Origin of the sequence: Paracoccus sp. SCSIO 75233 (assembly GCF_027912675.1) — a bacterium.
In the GTDB taxonomy this organism is placed as follows: Bacteria; Pseudomonadota; Alphaproteobacteria; order Rhodobacterales; family Rhodobacteraceae; genus Paracoccus.
In genome coordinates this window covers 1855362-1866744 of record NZ_CP115757.1, presented here as the reverse complement: position 1 = coordinate 1866744, position 11383 = coordinate 1855362, and the positions used below count along the sequence as shown (strand labels likewise).

Genomic DNA, 11383 nt, shown 5'->3' with positions numbered 1-11383 from the left:
ATGGCGCGGATTCTGGTGATCGAGGATGAGGACAACATTGCCGCCGCGCTCGATTTCCTGCTGACGCGCGACGGGCATGAGCATGAGCGGCTGGCCACGGGCGGCGGTGCCATCGCGGCGATGCGGGCGAAGCTGCCCGATCTGGTGCTGCTGGATGTGATGCTGCCCGAGATCTCCGGCTACCAGATCGTGCAGGAGATGCGGGCCGATCCGGTGCTGAAAGATGTGCTGGTGCTGATGATGACCGCGCGCGGTTCGGTGACGGAGCGGCGCAAGGGGCTGGCGCTTGGTGCCGACGGGTTCATCTCCAAACCCTTCGAGATGGCGGAACTGCGGGCGGAGATGGCGCGGATGCTGGACGGTGCGTCATGCTGAGCGGTTTGTCGCTGCGGGTCCGCGTGTTCCTGATCTTCGCCGGTCTGGCGGCGGGGATCGTGGCGCTGTGCCTGCTGGGGCTGTTCGTCGCGCATGGGCGGCTGGTGGCCGGGGACGGCATGGCGGGCGTGACCGATGCGTTTTCGCTGATCGCGCTGATTGCCGGGCTGGGCGGGGCGCTGCTGGTCGCCGGGGTCTGGTATCTGTTCGACCAGAATGTCGCCCGCCCGATCGAGACGCTGGCCGGGTCGCTTCTGACCGGGGCGATCCCGGATGCGGATGAGGGGCGCTATCTGGCCGATCTGGCCCCTGCTGCCCGCGCTGCCGCCGCTGCGCAGTCCCGTGCCCGCGACGATCTGGAGGCGGCGCTGTCGGATCACGCCGAGGCCGAGGCGCGTGAGAAATCCATGCTGGAAAAGATCCTCTCCGATATCGGTGCCGGTGCGATTCTGGCCGATGCGGAGGGGCGGGTGGTGTTTTACAACGCCGCCGCTGCGCAGCTTCTGCCGGGGCTGGCGCTCGACCGGGATCTGTCGCGATTTCTGCGCAGCGGCGGGCTGGAGGCGGCGCAGGCGCGGCTCGACGCCGGGGCAGAGGCGAGCGATGTGGCGCTGATCGGGGCTGATGATGCGCGTTTAAGCGGTCGGATGCGGCGGCTTCAGGATGACGAGGGCGGCACGGTGCTGATCCTGCGCCCCGCCCGGCGCGAGCCGGTGCCGCCGCGCGCATCGGTGGAAGCGCTGAGCCGCCATGCCGCCGCGCTGGCGCCGCTGCTGGACGATCTGAACGGGCCGCTGCCGGAGGGGCTGCACGACACGATCCGGGCCGAGGGGCGCGGGCTCGTCGCTGCGTTGCGCGATCTGGATGCGGCGCTGACCCCGCCCGCGCCGCGTCAGCGCCGGGTTGCGGCGGAAGAACTCGCACGCGGGCTGGGCCTGCCTTTGGGCGAGGTCGCGCCGGTGACGCTGGCCGCCGATGGCTGGCAGATCGGCGGGCTGGTGACACGGCTGGGTCAGTCGCTGGCGGAATCGGGCCGCCCGCCTGCTGCGTCGATCCGGCAGGAGGGGGCGGAGGCGCTGCTGCATCTGACATGGGAGGGCGAGGCGCTGCCGATGGATCTGCTGGACCGCTGGCTGAGCGACCCGCCCGATCCCGATCACCCGGAGCTGAGCGGGGCCGACATCCTTGCCGCGCATGGCACCGGGATCTGGCCGGAACGGTCCGGGGAGAGGCATCGGCTGGTGCTGCCGCTGGCGCTGTCGCCGGTGCCGCGCGAGGCCCGGCCTGCCGTGACCTATGATTTCGCGCTGGCGCGGGAGGGCAACGCGGATCACCGGCCGCTGAAGGCGCTGACCTGCGTGGTGTTCGACACCGAAACCACCGGGCTGGCGCTGTCCGACCGGATCGTCCAGATCGCCGGGCTGCGCATTGCCGGCGGGCGGCTGACCGGGGAGCGGTTTGAAACGCTGGTCAATCCGGGCCGCGCGATCCCGCCCGCCTCGACGAAGATTCACGGCATCACCGACGAGATGGTCGCGACCGCCCCCGATATGAGTGCGGCGTTGCGCGGTTTTCACCATTTCGCTGAAGGCGCGGTGCTGATCGCGCATAATGCGCCCTTCGATATGGGGCTGCTGCGCGCGGCGGAGGCGGAGACCGGGCAGCATTTCCCGAACCGGGTCATGGATACGGTACTGCTCTCGGCGATGATCTGGGGGCAGTCGGCGGTTCACAGCCTGGACGCGATCTGCGAGCGGCTGGAGATCACCATCCCCGAGGGGCTGCGCCATACCGCTATGGGCGATGCGGAGGCTACGGCGCAGGCCTGGCTGCGCATGCTGCCCGCGCTTGAGGCCAAGGGCATCACCCGGTTCGAGCATGTGCTGCGGGAGGCGCAGAAACATCGCCGCCTGCTCAGCGACGCCAATCTCGCCGCCGCGCATGGGAAGGATAGCTGAATTCAGCCTGGCCGAAATATCCCGGGGTGAGCGCCGCCACGGCGCGAGGGGCAGCGCCCCTTTTTACCTTCCCCGACCCGTTCCGGCCAACCCCCCCCCGGATCAGCGGCCGAGCTTGGCGTGGACTTCCTCGATATCGACCTCGCCCGTGGGCATCTTGTTATCCGGGTCGTCGAAATCATATTTGAAGAGCTGGAAATCCTTCTTGTAGATCTCCCAGATCAGGTGGCGCGACAGGTCGTCGAAATACTCGCTGACATTATGCGCCCGCTTCGGCCCGTGGCCCTCGGATTCGTTGAAACGCGGCACTTCCTCGATATCCACCTTCACCGGGGTGTCGGCGGCATCCAGTACCTTCTTCATGCCGTCATTGAATTTCTCGGTAAAGAAAATCTGATCGTAGTGACCGCCATTGACGATGAAGGTCGAGATGTGGCCCGACATGGAGGACCAGTGGATATCCGGGTCCATCGGGCGGCGCCAGCGGATGGTATCGCGCGCGAATAGCAGGAAGCGGCGGAAGGATTTGACCTGATCGAACTGGAAACCGTCCTCCGGACTGCCGACCTCGATCCCGTATTTCTGGATCAGCTGTGGGACCAGATTGCCCCGGTAGCGGCTGCCATTGCGCTGGATCCCGGCGATCTTGTCGAAGAACGACGACAGGATCCGCGCATAGGGGTTGCGCACGCAGGTGAAGGTCACACCGGTCCGCGCCCGCACGGTTTCGCTGATGACGTCCTGACTGCCATCCTGCGACCATTTGTGCAGACCTTCGGTGCTGTCATGGATGTCGCCGTCAAAGAAGCGGCCATGATCCGAGTAAAACAGGATCTGGCCAATCGTCGAACATGCACATTTGGGGACGACGCGATAAGTCAGGCTCCTGCTTTCGGTCATCCATACACCGGGAAATCCCATATTTTCAGCCTCCTTTGCCGTCAGCGGGTTGCGACAACGGCAGAAATCGTGAAAGACACAAAGCAGATTGAAGTACTATGTTCAATTGCTGGTTGAGGGTAAACCTTAGAAACTATCGGACATTTTAAATAAACATGGCGAAAATAGCCTTTATTTTGCTAGCTCACAAGGACCCGGCGGGTCTGATCGCGCAAGCCGAGCGCCTCACGGCGACAGGAGATTTCGTCTCCATCCATTTCGACGCGAATTCCAACGCGCATCACTACAGCCAGATCCGTTCGGCTCTGGATGCCAATCCGAACGTCACTTTTGCAGCAAAACGCCTGAAATGTGGCTGGGGCGGGTGGTCGCTGGTGGCCGCGACGCTGGAGGCGTTGCGGGCGGCATCGGATGCATTTCCGACCGCAACGCATTTCTACATGTTGTCGGGTGACTGTATGCCGATCAAATCGGTCGAGTATGCCCATCAGTTTCTCGACACTAATCACATAGATTATATCGAATGCGTCGATTTTTTTGGCACTGACTGGATCAAAACCGGGATGAAGGAGGACCGGCTGATCTATCGGCACTGGTTCAACGAACGCACCCAGCCGCGCCGGTTTTACGCCAGCTACGAATTCCAGAAACGATTCAATCTCAAGCGCAGGATTCCCGACGATCTGCAAATGCGCATCGGCAGCCAGTGGTGGTGCCTGCGGCGTGAGACCATCGAGAAGGTGCTGGAGTTCTGCGACACGCGGCGCGACGTGATGCGGTTCTTCTCGACCACATGGATCCCGGATGAAACCTTTTTTCAGACCATCGTGCCGCATGTCGTGCCGCGCACCGAGATCGAGTCGCGGACACTGACTTACCTGATCTTTACCGATTACGGCATGCCGGTGGTGTTCTATAGCGACCACTACAATATGCTTGTCAGTCAGGATTATCTGTTCGCGCGCAAGATCAGCCCGGAAGCGCTGGAGCTGCGCGAGCGGCTCGGCGCGCTCTGGCAGGCGGAAGGGATGCATTTTGCGATTTCCGACGAGGGTAAATCGCTGTTCCGCTTCCTGACCTGGCGGGGCCGGATCGGGGAACGCTTCGCGCCGCGATTCTGGGAGACGGATGCCAGCCTTGGGCGCAACAGCACGCTGATGGTGATCGTGGCGAAGAAATGGCATGTGGCGAAGCGGCTGACCGAGGCGATTCGCGCGTATACCGATATTCCTGCGGTTGATTACCTTTTCAACGAGACCGACGCTTCGCTGCCCGATCTGGGCGGGGTGGAGAAAACCGTGGAGAAGCGGCAGCGGCACCGGCGGGCACTGATTCGGCTGCTGATGGACGAATATGACGATTACCGGATGGTGATCTGCCTCGACCCTTCCGCGCTGGATCTGATTCAGGATTTCCAGCAGGACAAATCCGAGACGCGGGTGTTGTTCATCGATCCGAAATTCGACGAGGAATATCTGCGCGGCCATGTGACCCGGGTTGGTCTGGCCAATGAATCGACCCCGGCGGAAGTGGTGGACCGGCTGCTGCCGCTGGTGCAGCGCGATCTGCGGCAGGAGACGGAGCGGGTGCGCGATCTGGAATTCGACAGTTTCGAGACGATCAGCGAGCGTCAATCACCTGCCAAGAACGCGGCGGCGCTTGCGACCTTCCTGCGGGTGGAGGAGGATGTCGCCGCGGCACTCGCCGACACGCCGCATCTGTTTGCCGATTGAGGAGTCAGCGATGAGCTACAGCTATGATGACAACAACATCTTCGCCAAGATCCTGCGCGGAGAGATCCCGAACGATACCGTTGCCGAAAGCGAGCATTCGCTGGCCTTCCGCGACATCAGCCCGAAAGCGCCGACGCATGTTCTGGTGATCCCGAAGGGCAAATATGTCAGCTTCGACGATTTCGCGGCCAATGCGTCAGACGCCGAGATCACCGATTTCATGCGCCTCTGTGCCAAGGTCGCGAAAGCGGAGGGCGTGGCGCTGGACGAAGGCAACGGCTTCCGCGCCATCACCAATGCCGGCAATGACGGCGTCCAGGAGGTCCCGCATTTCCACCTGCATATTCTGGGCGGGCGGAATATCGGACCGATGCTGCTGATGCGGGAGTGAGGGGGGCGTCGGATCGCCTTGGTCGTGGGACGGTGTGGGGTGCGTTTAAACGCACCCTACGATTGTACGATGGTGGGGGTGTGGTGTGTCGTCCGGTTTTTTGTGGGGAGCCGGTTCGGGGTGGTGCGTTGAAACGCACCCTACGGGTGGATGAGGGGGGCGGAGGTTATCCGGGTAGTTCCCCGCTCAGCGTGTAGCGCAGGATGTCGACGACCTGTTCCGGTTCCTCGCAGACGGCGAGGGCGGCGGCGTCGACTTCTTTGAGGGCGTGGGCGTGGTCGGGGCCGTGCAGGATGACCAGCGATTTGCCGAGCGCGGCGGCATAGCCTGCGTCGAAGGCGGCGTTCCATTGCTTGTATTGCTCGCCGAAGCGGACCACGACGATGTCGGCATCGGCGATGGATTTTCGGGTGCGGATGGCGTTCAGCTGCGCGCCCTTGCGGTCGTGCCAGAATTTCCGCTCCTCCGCCCCCATGATCGCCACGCCGCAATCGTCGCTGGCGGCGTGATTGGTGACCGGGCCGGTGAAGGTCACGTCCAGGCCCTTTGCGCCGTCGATGATGCGGTCGCGCCAGTCGGTGTGGATTTCGCCGGAGAGATAGATTTTCAGCCCGCCAAGGGGGAGGGTCGGGGTTTCTTTGCTGTCTGCCATGTTTCGTGCTCCTGTCGGCTCAGTGGCGGGTCAGTTCGACAAAGACATCCTCCAGCCTCGGCTGCTCGATTGCAATATCGCGGATCGGGATGCCGCCGCCGCGCAAGGCGTCGATGATGCGGTCGGGCTGAATCTGCGAGGGCTGGTAGCTGAAGGCGATGCGTCCGGCCTCGCGCCGCTCGGCGGTGACGCCGTCGGGCAGGGCGGGCAGGGGGGTGTCGTCGGTGGCGATGACCAGCGTCTTGCCGTCGGCACCTTGCAGCAGGGCTTCGGTGGTGTTTTCCACCAGCACCTCGCCGCGGTCGATAATGGCGATGCGGTCGCACATCTGTTCGGCTTCTTCCAGATAATGCGTGGTGAGGATGATGGTCATCCCCGCTTCGTTCAGCTTGCGGACATTGTTCCACAGCATCTCGCGCAGACCGATATCGACGCCCGCCGTCGGTTCGTCCAGCACCAGCACTTGCGGGCGATGGACAAGCGCCTTGGCCAGCAGCAGCCGCCGCTTCATCCCGCCGGAGAGATTGCGCGAATAGCTTTCCGCCTGATCCGAGAGGCCGACAAGCGCCAGCAGCTCATCCGTCCAGCGGTCGGATTTCGGCACGCCATACAGCCCGGCCTGCACGTCGAGGCTGGCGCGTGGGCTGAGAAACGGGTCGATATTCAGCTCCTGCGGCATGACCCCGATGGCGGCGCGGGAATTGCGCGGGTTCACGTCCTGATCGAAGCCCCAGATCACGACATTTCCGGAGGTCTTGTTCACCAGCCCGGCCATGATGTTGATCGTGGTGGATTTCCCCGCCCCGTTCGGACCCAGCAGCCCGAAGATGGAGCCCGCCGGGATGGTCAGGTCGATGCCCTTCAGCGCCTCTTTCGGCGGGGCCTTGCCAGAGGCGGCGTAGGTCTTGCGCAGGCCGGTGATCTCGATGGCGTTGGCTGTCTCGGTCATGATGTTCCCTTGCATGCGGCGCGGGCGCTTCTTGCGGGGTGGATTGCGGTCGGCTATGTGGAGGTTAGACCCTATTCAGCCCCGCACGACAAGAAGGCCCGCCATGACAGAATTCGTGCCGCCCGAAAATCCGCTGTCCACCGATCAGGAGAGCGCCGCCGCCTATCCCGCCCCGGAAACCGAGACGGTGACCAGATGGAAGGTCGCCTGTGCGGGGGACGAAGCGCGGGGCTTGGGTCATCCGAAGGTCTGGCTGGCGATCTCGCCGGTGACCGGGTTCGTCGATTGCGGCTATTGCGACAAGCGCTTCGTGATCGACCGCGAGAACGCGTCGGACGATCATTGATACGCAGGCTGTTCCGGTCGCTTCTTGTGGCCGGTTTGCTGCTGTTCCTTGCGCCTCTGGGCGGGGCGGTTTTGCCCGGTCATGTAACCCCGGTCTCTGGCGGTGACATGGCGGGGGATGAGGTGGTGATCGGCCTGATTCAGGGGGTGATCCACACCGATCTGATGCTGCCGCTGACGCCGCAGACGCGCAAAGATTTCGATTTTGCCGGGATACCCGACGGGGCCGAGTGGCTGGCGGTTGGCTGGGGCGCGCGCGAGTTCTACACCACGGTTGCGAGCCTTTCTGATCTGAGCGCCGGCAAGATATGGCGCGCGGTCAGCGGGGACAGCTCCGTCATGCGCTATGTGCCGGTCGGTCCGATGCAGCCGTCGATGACGATGACCCTGTCGGCGGCGGAATATGATGCGCTCAGAGCGGCGATTCTGGCTGATACGCTGGTGGATCAGCCGGTTGCGCGCGATTTGCTGACGCCCGGGGATAAGTATTTTGCGGCGCGCGGGCGGTTCTCGATCCTGAACACCTGCAATCAGTGGATCAGCCGGACGCTGCGCCGTGCCGGGCAGGGGTTCGGGGGATGGACGCCGACGACGTTGTCGGTTCGGGTGTCGTTGGCGGTGTGGTGAATTGTTCGGTTGGGGTGGGTGCGTGGTGATTGGTGCGCTGAAGCGCACCCTACGGGTTTGGTGGGGCCGTGGGGGTGGATGCATGGTGGTTGGTGCGTTGATGCACACCCTACGGGTTGGTGGGACCGTGGGGGCGGATGCATGGTGGTTGGTGCGTTGATGCGCACCCTACGGGTTGGTGGGGCCGTGGGGGTGGATGCATGGCGGTTGGTGCGTTGATGCACACCCTACGGGTTTGGTGGGACCGTGGGGGCGGATGCATGGTGGTTGGTGCGTTGATGCACACCCTACGGGTTGGTGGGGCCGTGGGGGTAGATGCATGGTGATTGGTGCGTTGATGCACACCCTACGGGTTGGTGGGACCGTGGGGGTGGATGTATGGTGGTTGGTGCGCTGAAGCACACCCTACGGGTTTGGTGGGGTCGCGGGGGCGTGGTGTTGTAGGGTGCGCTTTAGCGCACCGATCCGATGGGATTGGTTGCATCTGTGACCGCGTAGGGTGCGCTTCAGCGCACCACCCATAACAATCGCAACACTGGAAGCCCGCTTGCGAACATGGCAGAACCGTCACCGACGCAGCGGGAGAAAACCATGTCCAGTGCTTTCGGCAAGGGCCACAAGCTTCACCTCATCGACGGCTCGGCCTTCATCTTCCGCGCGTATCACGCGCTGCCGCCGCTGACGCGCAAATCCGACGGGCTGCCGATCGGGGCGGTTGCGGGGTTCTGCAATATGCTGTGGAAATATGTGCAGGATTCCAGGGGCGATCTGGCACCGACTCATGTCGCGGTGATCTTCGATCACAGCTCCAAGACCTTCCGCAGTGACATCTATCCCGATTACAAGGCCAACCGTCCGCCGCCGCCCGAGGATCTGGTGCCGCAGTTCCCCCTGACACGCGAGGCAACAAAGGCGTTCAACATCGCCTGCATCGAGTTGGAGAATTTCGAAGCTGACGACATTATCGCGACCCTTGCATGTCAGGCCCGTGATGCGGGGGGCGAGGCGGTTGTCATCAGTTCCGACAAGGACCTGATGCAACTGGTCGGGGACGGCGTGACCATGCTCGATCCGATCAAGAACAAGGAGATCGGGCCGGAGGAGGTTGCGGAGAAATTCGGCGTCGGCCCGGATCGCGTCGTCGATATTCAGGCGCTTGCCGGGGATTCGGTCGATAACGTGCCGGGCGCACCGGGGATCGGGATCAAGACGGCGGCGCTGTTGATCAACGAATATGGCGATCTGGAGACGCTGCTGGCGCGCGCCGAGGAGATCAAGCAGCCCAAGCGCCGCCAGACGCTGATCGACTTCGCCGATCAGATTCGGGTGTCGAAGCGGCTGGTGCAGCTCGATTGCGAGACGCCGCTGGATTTCTCGCTCGACTCGCTGGAATTGCGCGACCCGGAGCCTGATGCGTTGCTGGGCTTCCTGACCGGGATGGAGTTCCGCACGCTGACCAATCGTGTGGCCGAGAAATTCGAGGTCGAGGCCCCCGCCGTGCCGGACACGCCAGCCGCGCCGCAGGGCGAGGCCGCGAGCGGGCCGGACTGGCCGGAGATCAGTCTGGACGGTTATGAGACCGTGACCACCGAGGAGGCGCTGGATGCGTGGATCGCGCGGATCGCGGCGGCGGGGGCCGTCGCCATCGACACCGAAACCACGGGGCTGAATGAGATGACCGCCGATCTGGTCGGTATCTCGCTATGTGTCGAGGCGGGGCGGGCCTGTTATATCCCGGTCGGTCATATCTCGGGCGGGGGCGATCTGTTCGGCTCTGGCGCGAAGGCAGAGGGGCAGCTTGACGCCGGTCTGGTGCTGAAGAAGCTGAAGCCGCTGCTTGAGGACTCCTCGATCCTGAAGGTCGGGCAGAATATCAAGTATGACTGGAAGATCCTCGCCCGGCTCGGCATTCGGATGACGCCGCTGGAGGACACGATGCTGCTGTCCTACGCGCTGTCGGCGGGGGATGGCGGTCACGGCATGGATGCGCTGGCGGAGCGGGTGCTGGGTCACAAGACCATGCCGATCAAGGATCTGATCGGCTCGGGCAAGTCGCAGATCGGGTTCGAGCAGGTGGAGATCGCCAAGGCCACACCCTATGCCGCCGAGGATGCCGAGGTCACATGGCGGCTGTGGCAGATGCTGCGCCCGCAGCTTTCACCGAACGCGGTGACTACGGCGTATGAGACGCTGGAACGCCCGATGGTGCCGGTGCTGGCGGATATGGAGATGGCGGGGATCAAGGTCGATCCCGAGCATCTGGCGCGCATGTCCAATGTCTTTGCGCAGAAGATGGCCGGGCTGGAGGATGAAATTCACGAACTCGCCGGGCAGAAATTCAATGTCGGTTCCCCGAAACAGCTTGGCGAAATCCTGTTCGACAAGATGGGGTTGGAGGGCGGCAAGCAGGGCAAGACCGGGGCATATTCGACGAGCGCCGATGTGCTGGAGGATCTGGCGGCTGAGGGCCATGACCTGCCTGCCCGCGTGCTGGACTGGCGCGGCATGTCGAAGCTGAAATCGACCTATACGGACGCACTGCAGACTCATGTGAATGCCGATACCCGGCGGGTGCATACGTCTTATTCGATCACCGGGGCGCAGACCGGGCGGCTCGCCTCGACCGATCCGAATTTGCAGAATATCCCGATCCGCACCGAGGAGGGGCGGCGTATCCGTGAGGCGTTTATTGCCACGCCGGGGCATAAACTGGTGGCACTCGATTACAGCCAGATCGAGCTGCGGATTTTGGCTCATGTGGCGGACATCCCGGCGCTGAAACAGGCGTTTCGCGACGGGATCGACATTCACGCGATGACGGCATCCCAGATGTTCGGCGTCCCGATCGAAGGCATGGATCCGATGGTCCGGCGGCAGGCCAAGGCGATCAATTTCGGGGTGATCTATGGCATCTCCGGCTTCGGGCTGTCGCGGAACCTGCGTATTCCAAGGGCGGAGGCGCAGGCCTTCATCGACACTTATTTCGAGCGGTTCCCGGAAATCCGCGCCTATATGGACAGCACGGTGGAGAACGCCAAGCGCGACGGCTATGTGCGCACGATCTTTGGCCGCCGCATCATGACGCCGGGGATCAACACCAAGGGTCCGGCGGCAGGCGGGGCGCGCCGTGCTGCGATCAATGCGCCGATCCAGGGGGCGGCGGCGGATATTATCCGGCGCGCGATGATCCGTATGCCTGCGGCGATAAGCGGCCTGCCCGCGAAGATGCTGCTACAAGTCCATGACGAGCTGGTGTTCGAGGTCGAGGACAAGGCGGTCGACGATCTGATCGCCGCTGCCCGCGAGGTGATGGAGAACGCAGCGGAACCGGCGGTGCGGCTGTCAGTGCCGTTGGTTGTCGATGCGGGCACCGGGGAAAGCTGGGCCGAGGCGCATTGATCCCTTACGCCCCGATCCTTTACGCGCCGATCCTTTCCGCCCCGCCGGGGCGGC

Annotated in this window: 10 protein-coding genes; 7 read left to right on the top strand and 3 right to left on the bottom strand. The window is 63.6% G+C overall.

Translation table 11 applies throughout. The annotated features are described in order from the left end of the window. Together PAF12_RS09040 and PAF12_RS09035 are read left to right on the top strand one after the other, a co-directional pair. Positions 1–375: a response regulator transcription factor gene (locus PAF12_RS09040; protein ID WP_271106608.1), complete on the top strand. Its 375-nt coding sequence runs from the start codon at positions 1–3 to the stop codon at positions 373–375. Continuing rightward, the gene (locus PAF12_RS09035) at positions 369–2333 is read left to right on the top strand and encodes an exonuclease domain-containing protein (RefSeq protein WP_271106607.1); all 1965 of its coding nucleotides are present in this window, start codon (positions 369–371) and stop codon (positions 2331–2333) included. The genes PAF12_RS09040 and PAF12_RS09035 overlap by 7 nt, the downstream gene beginning before the upstream one ends. A 102-nt stretch (positions 2334–2435) precedes the next feature. On the opposite strand, the gene PAF12_RS09030 is transcribed toward PAF12_RS09035, so the two are convergent. Next, entirely contained in the window at positions 2436–3254 is an 819-nt protein-coding gene (locus tag PAF12_RS09030) for a sulfotransferase family protein (RefSeq protein ID WP_271106606.1), read from the bottom strand. A gap of 134 nt (positions 3255–3388) precedes the next feature. On the opposite strand from PAF12_RS09030, the gene PAF12_RS09025 reads away from it, so the two are divergent. Then, positions 3389–4966 carry a DUF5928 domain-containing protein gene (locus PAF12_RS09025; protein WP_271106605.1) on the top strand — a complete coding sequence of 526 codons (1578 nt, stop codon included), beginning with the start codon at positions 3389–3391 and terminating at the stop codon, positions 4964–4966. A gap of 10 nt (positions 4967–4976) precedes the next feature. Next, a complete protein-coding gene (locus tag PAF12_RS09020; protein ID WP_271106604.1) occupies positions 4977–5357 on the top strand; it encodes a histidine triad nucleotide-binding protein in 381 nt (126 codons plus the stop codon). Between the two features lie 166 nt (positions 5358–5523). Here the strand turns inward: PAF12_RS09020 and PAF12_RS09015 are convergent, their stop codons facing one another. Next, on the bottom strand, positions 5524–6009 hold the full coding sequence (locus tag PAF12_RS09015; protein WP_271106603.1) for a YtoQ family protein: 486 nt from the start codon (positions 6007–6009) through the stop codon (positions 5524–5526). A 19-nt stretch (positions 6010–6028) separates the two neighbouring features. Continuing rightward, on the bottom strand, positions 6029–6958 hold the full coding sequence (locus PAF12_RS09010; RefSeq protein ID WP_271106602.1) for an ABC transporter ATP-binding protein: 930 nt from the start codon (positions 6956–6958) through the stop codon (positions 6029–6031). 103 nt (positions 6959–7061) lie between these two features. On the opposite strand from PAF12_RS09010, the gene PAF12_RS09005 reads away from it, so the two are divergent. The 3 genes from PAF12_RS09005 (at position 7062) to polA (ending at position 11329) form a co-directional block, all read left to right on the top strand. After that, positions 7062–7304 (top strand): zinc-finger domain-containing protein, encoded by a 243-nt coding sequence (locus tag PAF12_RS09005; protein ID WP_271106601.1) that lies wholly within the window; start codon positions 7062–7064, stop codon positions 7302–7304. Next, a complete protein-coding gene (locus PAF12_RS09000; RefSeq protein WP_271106600.1) occupies positions 7301–7930 on the top strand; it encodes a DUF2459 domain-containing protein in 630 nt (209 codons plus the stop codon). The genes PAF12_RS09005 and PAF12_RS09000 overlap by 4 nt, the downstream gene beginning before the upstream one ends. 591 nt (positions 7931–8521) lie before the next feature. Further along, positions 8522–11329, top strand: a complete 2808-nt coding sequence (polA, locus tag PAF12_RS08995) for a DNA polymerase I (protein ID WP_271106599.1) — start codon at positions 8522–8524, stop codon at positions 11327–11329. Positions 11330–11383 lie beyond the last annotated feature (54 nt).

What these genes read in the sequence shown, in the direction of transcription:
- PAF12_RS09005 (WP_271106601.1), top strand. Translation starts at nt 7,062, where the DNA reads ATGACAGAATTCGTGCCGCCCGAAAATCCGCTGTCCACCGATCAGGAG.
- PAF12_RS09025 (WP_271106605.1), top strand. Translation starts at nt 3,389, where the DNA reads ATGGCGAAAATAGCCTTTATTTTGCTAGCTCACAAGGACCCGGCGGGT.
- polA (WP_271106599.1), top strand. Translation starts at nt 8,522, where the DNA reads ATGTCCAGTGCTTTCGGCAAGGGCCACAAGCTTCACCTCATCGACGGC.
- PAF12_RS09020 (WP_271106604.1), top strand. Translation starts at nt 4,977, where the DNA reads ATGAGCTACAGCTATGATGACAACAACATCTTCGCCAAGATCCTGCGC.
- PAF12_RS09015 (WP_271106603.1), bottom strand. Translation starts at nt 6,009, where the DNA reads ATGGCAGACAGCAAAGAAACCCCGACCCTCCCCCTTGGCGGGCTGAAA.
- PAF12_RS09035 (WP_271106607.1), top strand. Translation starts at nt 369, where the DNA reads ATGCTGAGCGGTTTGTCGCTGCGGGTCCGCGTGTTCCTGATCTTCGCC.
- PAF12_RS09030 (WP_271106606.1), bottom strand. Translation starts at nt 3,254, where the DNA reads ATGGGATTTCCCGGTGTATGGATGACCGAAAGCAGGAGCCTGACTTAT.
- PAF12_RS09010 (WP_271106602.1), bottom strand. Translation starts at nt 6,958, where the DNA reads ATGACCGAGACAGCCAACGCCATCGAGATCACCGGCCTGCGCAAGACC.
- PAF12_RS09040 (WP_271106608.1), top strand. Translation starts at nt 1, where the DNA reads ATGGCGCGGATTCTGGTGATCGAGGATGAGGACAACATTGCCGCCGCG.